The sequence below is a fragment of the Actinopolyspora biskrensis genome, from assembly GCF_013408175.1.
Lineage (GTDB): Bacteria > Actinomycetota > Actinomycetes > Mycobacteriales > Pseudonocardiaceae > Actinopolyspora > Actinopolyspora biskrensis.
Map to the genome: position 1 here is coordinate 71583 of NZ_JACBYW010000004.1, position 16674 is coordinate 88256.

General features: G+C 68.0%; 10 protein-coding genes and 2 CRISPR repeat arrays. All 10 genes read left to right on the top strand.

The genetic code is table 11. The features are described from left to right. Nucleotides 1-7: 7 nt before the first annotated feature. Nucleotides 8-523: a CRISPR direct-repeat array (repeat unit 28 nt; unit sequence GTGCTCCCCGCAGGTGCGGGGATGATCC). Between the two features lie 250 nt (nt 524-773). Then, complete coding sequence (cas3, locus tag FHR84_RS11475; RefSeq protein WP_218862759.1) at nt 774-3626, top strand: CRISPR-associated helicase Cas3'; 2853 nt, start codon at nt 774-776, stop codon at nt 3624-3626. Further along, complete coding sequence (gene casA, locus FHR84_RS11480) at nt 3616-5262, top strand: type I-E CRISPR-associated protein Cse1/CasA (RefSeq protein ID WP_179535489.1); 1647 nt, start codon at nt 3616-3618, stop codon at nt 5260-5262. Before cas3 ends, casA begins: the two co-directional genes overlap by 11 nt. Then, a complete protein-coding gene (casB, locus tag FHR84_RS11485) occupies nt 5259-5918 on the top strand; it encodes a type I-E CRISPR-associated protein Cse2/CasB (protein WP_179535490.1) in 660 nt (219 codons plus the stop codon). The genes casA and casB overlap by 4 nt, the downstream gene beginning before the upstream one ends. A 5-nt stretch (nt 5919-5923) precedes the next feature. Beyond that, nucleotides 5924-7045, top strand: a complete 1122-nt coding sequence (gene cas7e / locus FHR84_RS11490; RefSeq protein ID WP_179535491.1) for a type I-E CRISPR-associated protein Cas7/Cse4/CasC — start codon at nt 5924-5926, stop codon at nt 7043-7045. Further along, nucleotides 7042-7767 (top strand): type I-E CRISPR-associated protein Cas5/CasD, encoded by a 726-nt coding sequence (gene cas5e, locus FHR84_RS11495; protein ID WP_179535492.1) that lies wholly within the window; start codon nt 7042-7044, stop codon nt 7765-7767. Before cas7e ends, cas5e begins: the two co-directional genes overlap by 4 nt. Nucleotide 7768: 1 nt before the next feature. Continuing rightward, nucleotides 7769-8455, top strand: coding sequence for a type I-E CRISPR-associated protein Cas6/Cse3/CasE (cas6e, locus tag FHR84_RS11500; protein ID WP_179535493.1), 687 nt, complete (start codon nt 7769-7771; stop codon nt 8453-8455). Beyond that, a complete protein-coding gene (cas1e, locus tag FHR84_RS11505) occupies nt 8452-9402 on the top strand; it encodes a type I-E CRISPR-associated endonuclease Cas1e (RefSeq protein WP_179535494.1) in 951 nt (316 codons plus the stop codon). Before cas6e ends, cas1e begins: the two co-directional genes overlap by 4 nt. Before the next feature lie 32 nt (nt 9403-9434). Beyond that, nucleotides 9435-9818: a type I-E CRISPR-associated endoribonuclease Cas2e gene (gene cas2e / locus FHR84_RS11510; protein WP_218862760.1), complete on the top strand. Its 384-nt coding sequence runs from the start codon at nt 9435-9437 to the stop codon at nt 9816-9818. Nucleotides 9819-9896: 78 nt separating this feature from the next. After that, nucleotides 9897-10962: direct repeats of the CRISPR family, unit length 28 nt; unit sequence GTGCTCCCCGCGCCTGCGGGGATGATCC. 1430 nt (nt 10963-12392) lie between these two features. Next, nucleotides 12393-15125, top strand: coding sequence for a hypothetical protein (locus FHR84_RS11515; RefSeq protein WP_179535495.1), 2733 nt, complete (start codon nt 12393-12395; stop codon nt 15123-15125). Continuing rightward, a complete protein-coding gene (locus tag FHR84_RS11520) occupies nt 15125-16633 on the top strand; it encodes an AAA family ATPase (protein WP_179535496.1) in 1509 nt (502 codons plus the stop codon). The genes FHR84_RS11515 and FHR84_RS11520 overlap by 1 nt, the downstream gene beginning before the upstream one ends. The last annotated feature ends 41 nt before the right edge of the window (nt 16634-16674 follow it).

Genomic DNA, 16674 nt, shown 5'->3' on the forward strand with positions numbered 1-16674 from the left:
CCTCGACGTGCTCCCCGCAGGTGCGGGGATGATCCGGTCCGGCTCAGCAACCTCGCCGGGGAGTGGGGGTGCTCCCCGCAGGTGCGGGGATGATCCCTCCACGTCCATCAGCAGCCGGTCGCCCTCGACGTGCTCCCCGCAGGTGCGGGGATGATCCGGTCCGGCTCAGCAACCTCGCCGGGGAGTGGGGGTGCTCCCCGCAGGTGCGGGGATGATCCCGCGGCCCACTGCTCGTGCCCCCCGTTCAACATGTGCTCCCCGCAGGTGCGGGGATGATCCGAGCCGGTGGGTCGAAGTTCCCTCGGCCGCTGAGTGCTCCCCGCAGGTGCGGGGATGATCCCGCGCGCCGGTAGGCCGCATCGGGGTCGGCTTCGTGCTCCCCGCAGGTGCGGGGATGATCCGTCTCAGAGCACGGGCAGGAGTGAGACGAGTTCGTGCTCCCCGCAGGTGCGGGGATGATCCTTCCGGCGACTTTGAGCCTGAATCCAGCGCGGAGTGCTCCCCGCAGGTGTGGGGATGAGCCATCTCGGTATCACCGCGCAGGTACGCCTGCCGTGCTCCCCGCTTGTGCAGGGGCGCCCCGTGCGTCTGAGCTCCAGTTCGGTGTCCTCGGCGATGCGTTGTGAGCGATGATGCGCATCGATTTTTGTGACTTGCAACACGAATCTCTCTTTGATTGGGCGAACGAGTCCGTGTCTGTCAGTGGTCCGTGCTTGACTCCCCGTGAATGGCGAAGGCCTGTCTAAGGGGGAGCTCGTGATCGGATGGGGTAGTTGGAAGAGCTGGAACTGAGCAGGTCGGCTCGTGCGGTGTGGGCGAAGTCGACCAATGGAGAAGGGGACTGGCTGCCGCTGTGGCGGCACATGGACGATGCGGCCGATGTCGCGGCCTGGCTGTTCGACCACTGGTTGGCGTCCAGTGTGGTCCGGTTGCTGGCGGCGGAGTTCGGTGGTGATGTGGTCGCCGCTCGTTGCGCGGTGATGTTTCTGGCCGGTGCGCACGATGTCGGCAAGGCGACACCGGCCTTCGCGGTGCAGGACACGGGACTCGCGCAGCGGATGCGCGAGTTGGGGCTGTACATGCCGACGGAGAAGCGGGACCTTCCCGACCGGAATCTCGCCCACCACACGGTCACCGGGCACCACCTGCTGATCGGATGGCTCGTCGACAAGGGGTGGCGCAAGAGCTCCGCGAGGACGTGGGGCATCGTGCTGGGCAGCCACCACGGTGTTCCGCTCGACTCCGATTCCGAGAACACGCCGACGTTTTTTCCGTGCCTCTACGGCACTGGAACCTGGGAGACGGTCCAGCGGGAGCTGCTCGAGCGCGTGGCGGTCCGTTCCGGAGCTGCCGAACGGCTCGACCAGTGGAGGGAGCTCAAGCTCTCGGCGGCGTTCCAGGTGCTGGTCACCGGCCTGGTGATCGTCTCGGACTGGATCGCCAGCAACGAGGACCTGCTGCCGTTCCTGAGCGGTGAGCTGCCGGAGGTTCACGAGGAGCCCCGACGTGTCTCGCGGGCGTTGGAGGAGTTGCGGCTACCGGGGGCGTGGCGTCCGTCCGGTGGACCGGACAGCGTGGCGGAGCTGTTCCGCACGCGGTTTCAGCTTCCCGACGATGCCCAGCCGCGCCCGGTGCAGCACGCTGCCTGCGAGCTCGCTCGAACCGCCTCCGAGCCCGGGCTGATCATCGTCGAGGCCCCGATGGGGGAGGGCAAGACCGAGGCGGCGCTCGCGGCCTCGGAGATCATGGCGGCGCGCTGGGGGCTGGGAGGACTGCTCGTCGCGCTGCCGACCCAGGCCACCAGTGACGCCATGTTCGACCGCGTGGTCGACTGGCTGGATGCGATGGGAGCCGAAGACCAGCAGGTCGGCGGCGCTGTCACCCTCAGCCACGGCAAGGCCAGGTTCAACCGGCTGTTCCAGGGGCTGGTCCGCCAGGGGAGGCGTCCCTCCCAGGTCGGCAGCGACGAGGAGCGGCACCGCACCTCACACGCGGTCGTGGCGCACTCCTGGCTGTCGGGCCGCAAGAAGTCCCAGCTGGCCAACTTCATGGTCGGCACCATCGACCAGTTGTTGTTCGCAGGTCTGAAGTCGCGGCATCTGATGCTGCGCCACCTGGGGCTGGCCGGGAAGGTGGTCGTCCTCGACGAGGTTCACGCCTACGACGTCTACATGAACTCGTACCTGACCAAGGTGCTGACCTGGCTGGGTGCCTATCGGGTTCCGGTGCTCGCGTTGTCGGCCACCCTGCCCGCCGACCGGCGTCGTGCCCTGCTGGAGGCCTACCAGCAAGGCCGCGAGTACGGGTCGGGTGGCGCGAGCGGTCAGGAACCGGCGGCGATACCGGACGAGGTGGACGGTGATCCCGGGTATCCGCTGCTCAGCTGGAGTGACGGAAACCGGGTCGATACGAAGCACGTCGGACCGTCGGGGAGGCGCACCGAGGTAGCGCTCGACTCCCTCGGTGGGGGTGTCGACGAGGATCTCGACGCGCTGGTTTCGTTGCTGCGGGACTCGCTGTCCGACGGGGGTTGTGCCGTCGTCGTTCGGAACACGGTCGGCCGGGTGCTGGAGACGGCCAGGCGGTTGGAGCGGGAGTTTCCCGGCGAGATCACGGTGGCCCATTCCCGGTTCATCACGGCTGACCGGATGCGCAAGGACAGCGAGCTGCTCGACCGGTTCGGTGCTCCGGACAGGGCCGTACGGCGCCCCCAGCGGCACATCGTCGTCGCCTCGCAGGTGATCGAGCAGTCCCTCGACGTCGATTTCGACCTGCTGGTCACCGATCTCGCTCCGGTCGACCTCGTGCTGCAGCGGATGGGGCGACTGCACCGGCATCAGCGCGGTGTCGAGCAGCGCGACCGCCCGGCGAAGCTGCGTTCGGCGCGCGCCTACCTCGCCGGTGTGGATCTCACGCAGGGGCCGCCGGCTCTCGAGGAAGCAGCCGCCCGCCACATCTACGGCACGTACTGGTTGCTCCGCTCTGCAGCGGTGCTCCAGCCGCGTCTCGGTGGCGAGGTCGTGCTTCCGGAGGACATCGCCACCCTCGTGCAGCGCGCCTACGGTCCCGACCAGGTCGAGCCCGCCGACTGGCAGGAAGTCGTCTCCGATGCCTGGAAAAAGTGGCAGGAGTCCTCGGAAGAACGCGAGTGCAGGGCTCGTGATTTTCAGGTCGCGGCGCCGACCAAGCCCGGCAAGGCCATCATCGGGTGGATCTCGGCCAACGTGGGCGAAGCCGACGACGGTTCGCAGGGGCAGGGGCAGGTCCGCGACGGTGCGCCCAGCCTCGAGGTGATCCTGCTCCAGCACGACGAGACCGGGAACTGGTTCACCCCCGAGTGGTTGTCACAAGGAACCGGGAAACTCCCTGTGCCCCGGGAGGAGACTCCCGCCGACGACCTCGCACAGGTCATGGCCTCGTGCTCGCTGCGCCTGCCGCTGGCGTTCAGCAACGCCGAGGCCGAAGAGGAACTCTGGCAGGCCACTCCCGTGGCATGGGAGGACTCCCCGCTCATCTACCGCCTGCCCGTCCTGTTGGTCGACCAGCACGGCTGGGCACGCATCGCCGACCGACAGATCCGCTACACCCCCGACACGGGGCTGGAGGTCTACGACAGTGCCAACTGACACAGGATTCAACCTGCTCGACGAGCCGTGGATCACCGTTCTCGGTTCGGATGGTTGTGAGCGGCAGGTCTCGATCCTCGACGCCTTCGAGCAGGCTCCGCACCTCGGGATGATCGACGGGGAGGTTCCCACCCAGGGCTTCGCGATCACACGACTGCTGCTGGCCTTCCTGCACCGCGCGATCAACGGTCCGCGGGACCAGGACGAGTGGGAGGAGCTCTGGCAAGCCGACGAACTGCCGCTGGAGCGAATCCACGACTACGCCCAGCGGGTGCGGCACCGCTTCGACCTGTTCGACACCGAAGCCCCGTTCTTCCAGGTGGCATCGCTGCACACTGCGAAGAACGAGGTCTCGGGGCTGGAGAAGATCGTGGCGGACGTGCCTAACGGGGAGCCGTACTTCACCACCCGGTCAGCGGCCAGTCTGCGGCGCATCGACGCGGCCGAGGCCGCCCGCTGGCTCGTGCACGCCCACGCCTTCGACCCTTCCGGGATCAAGTCCGGTGCCGTGGGGGACCCGAAGGTCAAAGGTGGCCGGGGGTATCCGATCGGCACCGGCTGGGCGGGCCAGCTCGGCGGTCTGCTGCCGCAGGGCGCGAACCTGCGGGAGACGCTGCTGCTCAACCTCGTCTCCCGGGATCTCGAGACATTCGTCCGCATCGGAGGGCCGGACGACATGCCGCCGTGGGAGCGCGATCCGGACGGTCCGGAACACCAGGACGATCGACCGCCTCGCGGGGCGATCGACCTGTACACGTGGCAGACCCGCCGGGTCCGGCTGGCCGGTGACCGCGACGGTGTCACCGGGGTGCTGCTGGCCAACGGCGACAAGATCCAGCCGCAGAACCGCCAAACCCTCGATCCGCACACCGCCTGGCGCTACAGCGAGCCCCAGTCCAAGAAGTTCAAGAAGATCGTCCACATGCCGCAGACGCACGACCCCAACCGGTCGGTGTGGCGCGGAATCGCGGCCATGCTGCCCTCGATCTCCGGACGTCGAAGCGGCAACGGCGATTCCCAGCCGTACCTGGCCCCCGGTGTGCTGCAGTGGCTCGGCGACCTGACCTCCGAAGGCAAACTTCCGGAGACGTACGTACCCCGCGTTCGGGTGATGGGGGTGGAGTACGGCCCTCAGAGCGCCACCTACAGCGAGATCATCGACGACGTCCTGCCGCTGTCGGTGGTGCTGCTGCGCCAGGACCGCCCCGCAGCGGGGAAGCAGGCCACGGAAGCGGTTTCCGATGCCGAGAAGGCCGGGAAGGCGATCTGGAGCTTCGCCGAGAACATCGCCCGGGCCGCCGGGGCGGAACCCAAGTCCGGTGTGGGCGACCGGGCACGCGAGCAGCTCTACGCGGCTCTCGAAACGTCCTACCGCTCCTGGCTGGCCGGGTTCGGACCGAACACGGACCTGTCCGAGGCCCGCGCCGAGTGGCAGCGAACCGTCGAGCTTGCCACCACTCCGATCGTCGACGAACTGATCGAGGGGGCTTCTCCGGCGGCGTGGCGCGGGCGAACCATCCAGAACCGCCTGGTGAACGTCGCGCTGGCGGACGTGTGGTTCAAAGCCGCCCTGCGGAAGGCGCTTCCCCTGGTACGCACCGATTCGAAGAACACAACACTGGAGGAAGCGGTATGACCTCAACGGGGGCCGCGCCCAAAGCCGGTCCACATCGGAAGCTGGGCGTCCTCGGAAACGCGCTGGACCGGCGGTTTTCCCGACTGCAGCAGGAGTACCTGCGGGAGGAGTCGGCGGCGAAGGCCGACCTCGCCCGGCTGCGCCGCGGCCTGGGGAAACCGGCGGGCAGCGTTCCGGAGATCTGGGAGCTGACCATCGGCTCGGTTCCGGACTCGCTGAGCTGGGACCGGGACGAGCCGAGCAGGGCCGAGCAGGCGTCCCACGCCGCCTTCACCCTGTTCGCGCTGCACCAGCAGTCCCTGAACGTGGCGGTGCACGAGCCCGGAACCTCGTTCGGGCACGCCGTGGGGAAACTGCGCTCCAAATCCACCCGCAGCCCGGAAGCCGTGACCAACAGGTTCATGGCGGTCTCCACGGCCGAGTCCGTCGACGAGGCGCTCGTCCACATGCGGGGGCTCATCACGCAGCTCCGCTCGGAGCACGAGGGCTTCGACTACGCCCGGCTGGCCGATGACCTCACCGGTCTGCTGACTCCCGCCCGAGCCGCGCGAGTACGGCTCGCCTGGGGGAGGGACTTCTACCGCACGAGCGCCGACACCGCCGAAAGCGGTGACAGCGGTGAAAACGACTCCACCGACGAGAACACCGAGGAGTGAGACCCATGAGTCGAACCATGATCGACATCCACGTGCTGCAGACCGTCCCCCCGAGCAACCTCAACCGCGACGACACGGGAAGCCCGAAAACGGCCGTCTACGGCGGAGTGCGCCGGTCGCGGGTCTCCAGCCAGGCGTGGAAGCGCGCTACGCGGGTGGACTTCGAGTCCCACCTCGACAGCTCCGAGCTGGGCACGCGCACCAAGCGCGTCGTGGAGTGGCTGGCCGAGGAGATCACCGCACAGGCACCTGAACTCGAGAGCAGGGCGACGGAGCTGGCTACCGAGACCATCAAGGCCGTCGGCATCGAGGTCAAAGCACCGGAGAAGGAAACGAGCCCGCAGTCCGGTTACCTGCTCTTCCTCAGCCGGCGGCAGATCCAGAACCTCGCCGGGGCCGCGATCGAGGCGGCCGAGGCCGACGACGTGAATAAGGCGCTCAAGGAAGCCAAGGTCAAGGACCTGGCCGACCGGGAGCACTCCGTCGACATCGCGTTGTTCGGCCGCATGGTGGCCGACCAGGCCGACATCAACGTCGACGCCGCGGCCCAGGTGGCGCACGCGATCAGCGTGCACCCGGTGGAGACCGAGTTCGACTACTACACCGCTGTGGACGACCGGAACCAGGACCACGAGACCGGTGCAGGAATGATCGGCACCGTCGAGTTCAACTCCTCCACCCTCTACCGCTACGCCACGCTCGACGTGAACCGACTCGCCGACAACCTCGGGGATGCGACGGCGGTCCGTCGAGCGGTGGAGGCCTTCCTCGAATCGTTCGTGCGGTCGATGCCCTCCGGCAAGCAGAACACCTTCGCCAACCGGACGCTGCCGGAGGCGGTGGTGGTGCTGGCACGCGAGTCCCAGCCCATCAATCTCGTGGGGGCCTTCGAGAACCCGGTGTGGGAATCGGTTCACTCCGGTCGGGTCAAGCGCGCGGCCGACGCGTTGCTCGAGGAGGCCCAGGAGATCGAGCGGGCCTACGGTGAGCAGCCGATCGACAGCTGGGTCACCCGGGTCGGAGAGGACACGGCAAGCCTCGACGAGCTGGGCTCGAACGTGTCGCTGAACGAGATGGTGACGCAGCTCGGCGAGCTGGTCGGAACGCGTGCCGAGGAGCGCTCATGACCGTGGTCGCGCTCAGACTGGCCGGGCCGCTGCAGGCGTGGGGATCCCGCAGCCGGTTCGTGCGCCGGGAGACGGAGAAAGCCCCCACCAAGAGCGGGGTGATCGGCATGGTCGCGGCCGCGAAGGGCATCCGGCGTGCCGATCCGCTGGAGGGGTTGCCGGAACTGCGGTTCGGGGTACGCGTCGACCAGCCCGGGCAGCTGGTTCGGGACTTCCAGACCGCGCAACGCCCCAAGAAGGAGAAGGACGGCACCACCAGCTGGTCGTCCCTGCCGCTGTCGCAGCGCTACTACGTCTCCGACGCCGTGTTCCTGGCCGTGCTCGAAGGTGATCGCGAGCTCGTCGAGGGCGTCGACGAGGCTGTCCGCAGCCCGGAGTTCCCCCTGTACCTCGGTCGGCGCTCCTGCCCGCCGGCAGGTCCGGTGGCACTGGGAGTCTTCGACAGCGGGCTCGAGGAGGCGCTGGCGACCCTGCCCTGGATGGCCGGGACGCGCCGGCAACAGCGGCACCGCGCCAACACCGTGTGCCTGACCACCGTTCGGGACGCGCTCCCGGACGAGTCCGGTGGCGAGCTGATCCAGGACACACCGGTCAGTTTCGATCCGAACCGACGGCAGCACGCCTGGCGCACCGTCACGCGCGGGACCGTCGAGATCGACAACCCGCACGGCACCGCCGAGAAGGGTGCGGAGCACGACCCCATGGCGAGTCTGGGAGGTTGAGGTGTTTCTGACGAAGATGCCGCTCAATCCGAGACGGCGCGGCGCGCGGAAGTTGCTGGGCTCACCGCAGGCACTGCACGCCGCCGTGCAGGCGGGATTCGCCGACCCCAGCCCGACCGAGGAGGGACGAGTCCTGTGGCGGTTGGACACCTACGGCCAGCACCGGGTCGTGCTCTACACCGCCACTCCGGAGAAACCCGACTTCACCCATGTCGTCGAACAGGTGGGATGGCCGACCACCGAGGCCTGGCAGACCCGTGACTACGACGACCTGCTGGACTCGCTGCGTCCGGGGCAGCACTGGCAGTTCCGGCTCACGGCGAACCCGGTCCGCTCCGGGCGCCGGGAGGGCTGGGAAACCACGAAACCTCTCGGACACGTCACGGTCAAGCAGCAGGAGCAGTGGTTGCTCGACCGGGCCTCGCGGCTGGGATTCCGGCTGCTCACCACCGAGGGCGACACCGAGGGGGACGCGGAACCCGAGCTCGCGGTCGTCGACAGGAGCACCCGTCGTTTCGAGCGGAAGGGCAACCAGGTCACCGTCTCCACGGCCACCTTCGAGGGGCACCTGGAGGTCACCGACACCGCGGCGCTGCGCCACTCCCTCACCTTCGGGATAGGTCGGGCCAAGGCGTACGGCTGCGGCCTGCTCACCCTGGCTCCGCCGTCGAAGAAGGGGACGGCATGACCTCGCTGGGGAAACGACCGACTCAACCGCGGGAACTCGTTCGAGCGGTGGACAGAGTCTCGTTTCTCCACCTGGAGCGGTGCGTCGTCAACCGCGACAGCAACGCGATCACCGCGACCGATGAGCGGGGCACGGTACACGTGCCGGCCGCGTCGGTGGGGGTGTTGCTGCTGGGGCCGGGAACGACGATCACGCACCAGGCGATCGCGCTCATGTCGGACAGCGGATCGACCGTGGTGTGGGTCGGTGAGCAGGGTGTGCGCTACTACGCGCACGGTGTTTCACCGGCCCGCACCTCCCGTCTGGTGGAAGCGCAGGCCGAAGCGGTCTCGAACCGCAGATCACGGCTGCGCGTGGCCCGTGCGATGTACGAGATGCGCTTCCCCGCGGAGGACGTCTCGAGCCTGACGATGCAGCAGCTCCGGGGCAGGGAAGGGGCACGAGTTCGCCGGATCTACCGGAAGCATTCCGAGCGCACCGGGGTTCCGTGGTCGAAACGCGACTACGACGTGGACGACTGGGAAGCGGGTGATCCGGTCAACCAGGCTCTCTCCGCGGCGAACTCAGCGCTGTACGGAGTGGTGCACTCGGTGATCGTCGCGCTCGGGTGCTCACCGGCGCTGGGCTTCGTCCACACCGGGCACCACCGGTCGTTCGTCTACGACATCGCCGACCTGTACAAGACGGAGCTGACGATCCCGGTGGCTTTCGACGTGGCGGCCGAGACGGCCGTGGACGTGGGAGCGGAGACCCGCCGATTTCTCCGCGATTCCCTGCACGGCGGCAAGCTGTTGGAACGATGTGCACGGGACATCCAGCGGTTGCTGCTCAACCCCGACGAGAACGAGGAACCACCCGAGGGGTACCTCGATTTCGACGTCATCTCGCTGTGGGACGAGCACGGGAACGCCGTACAAGGGGGAGTATCCTACGGAGGTGCGTCATAACCGTCGTCGTACTGACCGCTGTACCTCCCGGTTTGCGGGGCCATCTGACCCGGTGGCTGCTGGAGATCAGCCCCGGGGTGTTCGTCGGGCACGTCTCGGCACGCGTCCGCGAGGAGCTGTGGGAACGCATCCTCGAGTTCGCGGCGGACGGTCGGGCACTCATGGTCTACTCGACCCAGGGCGAGCAGCGCTTGTCCTTCAAGGTGCACGGGCACGATTGGACTCCGGTCGATCACGACGGGCTCATGCTGATGCGTCGGCAAACCGTCCCGGACTACGTACAGGCCGACCACGAGGTCGTGGACGGGGCCGTGGCACAGCAGAAGAACCCCTCCCGCTCCGAGCCTTCGTCGACGGTCAACTCCGAGACCGTGTGGAAGCGCCGGGAGAAACGCAGGAAGTTCAAAAGGAAGTAGCTTGGAGAGCGATCGAACTGCCCGACAAAACTGAAGCTATTTTGCCGATAGCCGCTGCATAATGCCTGGTCATCAAGTGTGCTCCCCGCGCCTGCGGGGATGATCCGATGTGCACCGGTCCGACGTGCTTCCGCAGCGGGTGCTCCCCGCGCCTGCGGGGATGATCCCATGCCGTGCTGAAGTAGTTCGGCGTCGATGCGGTGCTCCCCGCGCCTGCGGGGATGATCCTTCACAATGGGTCATAGACCATTGTCTCCGGTAGTGCTCCCCGCGCCTGCGGGGATGATCCGCTCCGAGGTACGCTCGACATGCCACCCCGGTAGTGCTCCCCGCGCCTGCGGGGATGATCCGGACCGGCTGGACAAGCTGGCGGATGAGATCGGGTGCTCCCCGCGCCTGCGGGGATGATCCCGGGGCCACCGTGGACCGGCACGTGCTCGACAAGTGCTCCCCGCGCCTGCGGGGATGATCCTGTGTACTCTATCCTGCTTCGGGCTTCGCCTGTGTGCTCCCCGCGCCTGCGGGGATGATCCGCCTCCGGATAGGTCCCTGTAGCGCTTTGCGCCGTGCTCCCCGCGCCTGCGGGGATGATCCGCTGACGAAGTTCGAGCGTGGGGACCTGACTGCGTGCTCCCCGCGCCTGCGGGGATGATCCCAATAGGCGGTGTGGCAGGCGTTGTACTCCTCCGTGCTCCCCGCGCCTGCGGGGATGATCCTCGATCCTTGACCTTCGAGACTCCAAGCACTCCGTGCTCCCCGCGCCTGCGGGGATGATCCGTTCGGCCGGGTCGATGCCGAGCATGTCGAGCAGTGCTCCCCGCGCCTGCGGGGATGATCCCAGCTACTCCGGGGCCGACTGTTGCCGAGTGGTGTGCTCCCCGCGCCTGCGGGGATGATCCGCAGCTTCCCCGCGATCTCCATCACCCCGTGGTGGTGCTCCCCGCGCCTGCGGGGATGATCCTTCCCCCGAATTCAGCTGTCGCTGTGTCGCCCGGTGCTCCCCGCGCCTGCGGGGATGATCCGGCAGCGCGGATCAAGCGCCAGAAGGATCAGGCGTGCTCCCCGCGCCTGCGGGGATGATCCCGCGAGCGGGACGAACTGAGGCAACAGCTCGACGTGCTCCCCGCAGGCGCGGGGATGATTCGACTTCATCGACCTGGTAAAAGTCGTCATCAGGGTGCTCCTCGTAGCTGCGGGGTGATCCGCCCGGTGAGCATCGCGTGAATAGTCTGATCTGTTAGTAGAGCAAGCTTGGACCGCAAGTACTTTCCTGCATAGCTAGTACTGGCCAAAGCCTTTTAGGTCTCACCCAACGAGGCGATGCAGTACCCCAGCAACGCTCAGCGTCACCAAAGACCAAGCTGTGAGCCACGCAAACACCGCAACAACCAACGCCCCAGAGTTGCCTAGCTCCTCGTGTAGCTTGAGCCAAGCTTCGATTGCAGTCACAGCACCTGCTAGGACCCCCACAGCCCCAGATGCTAGGAGGATCACGAGGAGGCGGGTCGAGACAAGGGGGCGCTCTGGCTCCGGTTCCTGCCCACTCTGCGCTGTCTCTATACTAGGCACCAGCTTCCCTTTCACTATGGTCTGATTTTGGGAAGAAGGGCGGCTCCCGTGGCAGCGGGAGCCGCCCGCTTTCTGCGGTCGGCACGCCGCCCTTCTCGAACCACTGGAAGCTCTGTCCAGCCTCCAGCTATTCATCCCTGCAACGTGCAGGGAGCACTTGGTGTGCTGCACTTGCACAACCTGTTGATCTGGATCAACCCTGTACGAACAGGGATCAACACCGTATGTGGTTATGTTGTAGTCGACAGTACCTGTTGATCCTTCACTAAATTTAGAGCCCCTCGCTATGTAGCTCAGGAGAAGTCTTCTACCTGCCCTGAGCAGGTTGAGTCCTGTGTCAGTTGGCACTGTCGTAGATCTCCAGACCCGGATCGTGCTCCCCGCAGGTGCGGGGGTGCTCCCGAGGCCGAACGGGTCGCTACCGCGATACTCAAGTGCTCCCGCACGCGCGGGAGCACACTGTCCTTATCGGTCTCTTGGCCGTGGGCATGCTTCTCGTATGAGCATGTTTCACCTCGGATCTCGTGACCCACGCAGTGACCCGAACAGGGGTTAACCGGTGTGGTCACAGTCCACCACCGGGACCGGCTGTGTGGCTGTCGTTGCTGGTCGTGGTGGGTGTTTGTGCAGCTCAAGCGCCTTGTAAGCGGAAGGTCAGGGGTTCGAGTCCCCTCAGCGGCTCCGGTTCTCACCTGGGGAAACGCCCCAGATCGCTCACGAGCGGCGTTTCGGTGGGCGGCGGGGCTCGGTTCTGATCGCAACTCCACCCCCAGGGCGGACAACGTGATTCCGCTCCCCTCTCGAGCCTTCGTCGAACCCCGCGCGAAGTGGGTGAGGCCACTCCGGCGGAGCCTCCGCGAGCCCCTCCGGGGAAGAGACACCACCGCCGTGTCGAGCTGTCCCGACACACGGCCCCCTCCTGATCGAGGTCACCTACACTCGGAGATCGTGACCTGTCGCCTCGTGCCCGGTTGAGTGGATCCAACTCGCCGCTGGGGGTTCTGTATGGCGGACAAATCGCTCGGAGGGGGGACGAGCGCCGTCGCCGCCTCCGCGCACGCCGCTTGTGCGCGCTTCCGTGGAACCGACCCGCTCGTGGTCGGACGCACGCGCAGACAGCTCGCGGCGGACATCGGTTTCCCGGACGAGTCGGGCCGCATCCCCCACGCCCGGTGGATGCGGGCGATGACCTTCGAGCACCTGGTGCGGGAGGAGAGGTTCGCCGCCGAAGTGGCCACGACCACAGTGGGCAGACTCGGGCTGAACCGTCCCGACGGGATCGTGACGTCCGACGCGCACGCGGACGTGGGCAGGACGGCCGGTCTGCTCGCGGACGCACATGCCGGAGCCGTGTCGAACGGCTCGGTCACGCTGATCCACGGGGCCGCGTTGCCCTTCGTCGGCTTCGAGGACCAGGACGCCACCGAGGTCAAGCCCGATTTCGTCGTCATCGCTCCCGAAGCTGACCGGAATGGTGGATCCTGGCTGGTCGTCGGTGACGCCAAGGACTACGAACGGGTGAGGTCCCGGATCGAGGACACCAGATTGCTGAAAGGCTTTCTGCAAGTGGCCCTGGGAGCGGAATCCGCCGAATCCTGGTCATGCGTGCCCACCGGCATGTCGGTCCACTCCCACGGCGTGCTGGCCGTCCCCCGCAACGCCTTCCTGCAGCCCGAGGCCCTGGTGGAATCGCTCGACGACCACCGGGCCGAGGTGCGGATGCGCGTGGCGGAGCGGCGGCGTGAGGCCGAGCGGCCGCCATCGGTCGAACCGGAAGACCTCTCGAAGTACGTCGCTCATCTGCGGGCGACGTTCGACCCGGCCACGTGCACCACTTGCACCCTGTTCTCCTACTGCCGGAACGAGCTCAGGACGTCGACCGACCCGACCGACCTGCTCGTCGAGCTGGGAATACCGAGCGACACGAGACCCCACGTCGTGGGTCTGGTGGACGGAACGGGCGCGCTCGGCAAGGCGCCGGCATCGGTGGCCGCCAACGTGACGGCGACCCTGGAGGGAATCGGGCAGTCCACCGGCCAACGACGCATCGACCAGGCGGGACGCGCGGGCACCGTCAACGTCGTGCTCGCCAAATCGGACTCCGCGGCGCTCGGTGTTCACGGGATCGCCTCGCAGCGCGTCACCGCCGCGGGCCGTGAGTCGTGGCGGGTCACCGTCTTCGACGATCCGCAGTCCGCGCGCTGCCGCCGCGAGGTGATGCGCCTGCTCGGGCGGGAACTGTCCGAGGCGATGACCGAAGGGCGCGCGGCCGACGAGGACTCGCCGGGCCCTGTTCACCTCGTCGTTCCGGACCAGCCGACGGCCGACGTCCTCGTCTCGATCGCCGACAACCTGGCCGGCATCGAGCTCAGCAGGCTGCGCTGGGAACGGGACGCGCGAATGGGGCGTGAGCCCTTGACGTTCGACGGAGAACCGGCCGAGATCCCCTCCCCGCTGCAGGAGCCCGAGCGTACCGCCGTCTCGTTCCTGCTGGAGGAGGATCGCGCCAGGGCGCTCACTCTCCGGTCCCCGACCGTCGATCTCCGGGAATCGCTCGCGCGGCACGTGGTGGCCGGGGGTCCCCCGGTCGCCTCCTACCGCCTGGACTACCTGTTGGCCTGGGCCGAGTCCATGACCGACGGCCCCGTGGAACCACGCAGGCTGGAGGACGAGATCGAAGCCGCCTTCCACACCCCCGGTGCCCGGCTGACGAGCCGGACCTCCGATGTCCTCCACGAGGCCCTGACCGCACCGGAACCCCGGAGGCACGGTGTCGGGACGCGGCCTTCGGAGGCGAGCGGACACGCGGCGCTGGTGACCGAGGAGCTCGACTACAAGCGCGGGGTCGTCGAACGTGCCCTGAACGCGTTGGAGGCCGTTCCGGACTCACGGCTGCGCGAGGTGCACCGGGAGATCGAGGGCGATGCCCAGGCGGTCTGGCGGCGGCGGTTGTCGTTGCGCGCTTCCGACCTGGTGCGGTTCGGCCGAACACACCGTTACTGGCGCAACGCGCTAGTGTCCGTCATCGAAAGTGACGACAAGTGCCGGAACCAGCTCCTGGCGCTGACGAATCCGCAGACCGCCGACGACCTCGCCGTCGACGCCGGCATGAGAGAGGTCGCCGTCGCGACCGTGGTGTCGGCCCGCCCACTGGTGCTGGACGTGGACTCCCGCCGGATCGGCGCGGGGACCAGGATCGTGTCGCTGCGGGTCAACGGCGACATGTGCGTCGAACATCCGAACGTCGGCCTCACGGTCCAGAAGAGCAGTTTCAAGTTCTCGGGGATGTCGATCGGGCCGCTGAGCGGTGTCGGCGGCGAAATGCCTCGTCGCTTCGAGTGGGAACCGGAGAACGTTCCCGAGCTGTCGGTCGGGGACCGGCTGGTCGTCGCCGATTTCGCGTGGTTCTCGACGAACAAGGGCAACGCGTTCCTCAACGTCGCCAGACCGCGGGTCGACGAGGTCTCGGCGCCGAAACCGACGTGCGAGCCGGGCTCCTACGCCGAGGATCCCGAGAGTCACGAGCGCTGCTGCCGTCCGCACGAGGCCGCCGAGGCCGAGCGGTCCGACCGGATCGCCGAACGCCGCGCTCGCGGCGAGCTCAACCCGGAGGTGTGGCCGCCGGTCGTGGACTCCGACGCGTTCGAGGTGGCTCCGGCGGGCGCACCCGTCGCCGACGTGACGGCAGGACCGATGACGAGTCCGCCTGACGACATGACGATGGACGACCTGGAGTGATGGTGACGGTCGAGTTCTCCCAGCCGGAGCCGCGGGACGCCGACCGCGTCCACCACGACCGGGCGGCGGCGGGCAACGCCGCGGTGGCCGACGAGGCGGTCGGGGTGCTGCGCGGCGCGCTGTCCGGTATCGCGCCGCTGGACCGGCTCCTGCTCAGGGCCGCGGCCGGTGCCGGGAAGTCCCACGTCCTGAAGAAGCTGGTGGCCGATGCCGTGGAGCACCCCGAGTGCTCGCGAGTGGCGATCATCGCCTTCACGAACAAGCAGATACACCCGCTCGCGGCTTCGCTGGGGCGGTTGCTCGGGCGGGAACGAGTGTGTCTGTCCGTCGGCAAGGCTCGGCACGAGGAGGTACCCGAGGAGGCACGGTCGAACTCGACCGTGGTCACCACCGCCTCGGCCGTTCCGCCCGAGTGCGAGGTGATCGTCGCGACCTCCCACAAGCTCGGCGCCATCGGCGAACTCGACCGGTTGGCCGAACAGCTCGGTGCCGGCCACAACGGTGAGTCCACGTTCGACGCGCTGTTCGTCGACGAGGCGTGGCAGCTCCCGCACCACCTGTTCGACAGGGTCGTCGAGGCGGCGCCGATCACGGTCGGAGTCGGTGACGTCGGACAGCTTCCCCCGCTGGAGGTGGGCGCGAACCCGTGGCGGGGCGATCCGGGTTTCAACCCGTACCGCGCGTGGCCGACCGACTTCGACGGTGACGAACGGACCTGGTCCGTCGAGCTGCCCGCGGTCTGGCGGCCCGCGGCGGGGCACCTGGACCTGTGGCGGGCCTTCTACCCCGAGTGGCGCGAACTCGACTGCGTGGCGGCGCCGGGGGACAGGGCACTGGTCGCCGAGGGGCTTTCCGGGGAGACCGCCGCGATCTGGAACCAGGTCGGTACCGGTGTGCCGACGCTGCTCGAGGTCGAGGGGTTGTCGGAGCCCGAGAGCGCGGACGTCGACCTGCCGCTGATGGGGACGGTCGAGTCCCTGCTCGACGAGCTGCTGTCCTCGGGCTTCGCGCTCGAGCACGCGGAGTACGACGACAAGGGGTCCCCGACGGGCGAAACGAGCGCTTCGCGTCCCGGTGACGACTCCGGCGATCCGCTGGTGGTGATCCTGGCGACGCGCAACCAGGCCGTGGACGACGCGGCCGACGTCGCCGAGCGGTTGCGAGCGAAGTACTCGCTGGCCGAGACCGAAGTCGTGGCTTCCACGGTCGACTCCTGGCAGGGCCAGACGAACCGCATCACGGTCGCGATTCACCCGTTGAGCGGTGCCACGCAACTCGACGAGTTCAACTCGGCTTTCGGCAGGCTGGCCGTGACCTGCACGCGCGCCACCCACGGGCTTCTGATGGTCACCCGTCCCGGGATCGATCGGCTTCTCGGCGAGGCCCCCGCTCGGCCGGGAACCCCGTTCGGGGAGCCGGGCAACCGGCAGTTGCCGCGGCAGACCCACCAGCGCATCCTCGACACGTTCGCCAGGGGCAAGCTCACGGCAGGGGACGAGCACCGGTAGGGGAGTGGTGGTCCCGACGTGCTGCGGCCGACACGGACGGA

Bases quoted from the DNA above. Each gene is read 5' to 3' on its own strand.
- casB (WP_179535490.1), top strand. From the start codon at position 5,259: ATGACCTCAACGGGGGCCGCGCCCAAAGCCGGTCCACATCGGAAGCTG.
- cas7e (WP_179535491.1), top strand. From the start codon at position 5,924: ATGAGTCGAACCATGATCGACATCCACGTGCTGCAGACCGTCCCCCCG.
- cas5e (WP_179535492.1), top strand. From the start codon at position 7,042: ATGACCGTGGTCGCGCTCAGACTGGCCGGGCCGCTGCAGGCGTGGGGA.
- cas1e (WP_179535494.1), top strand. From the start codon at position 8,452: ATGACCTCGCTGGGGAAACGACCGACTCAACCGCGGGAACTCGTTCGA.
- FHR84_RS11515 (WP_179535495.1), top strand. From the start codon at position 12,393: ATGGCGGACAAATCGCTCGGAGGGGGGACGAGCGCCGTCGCCGCCTCC.
- FHR84_RS11520 (WP_179535496.1), top strand. From the start codon at position 15,125: ATGGTGACGGTCGAGTTCTCCCAGCCGGAGCCGCGGGACGCCGACCGC.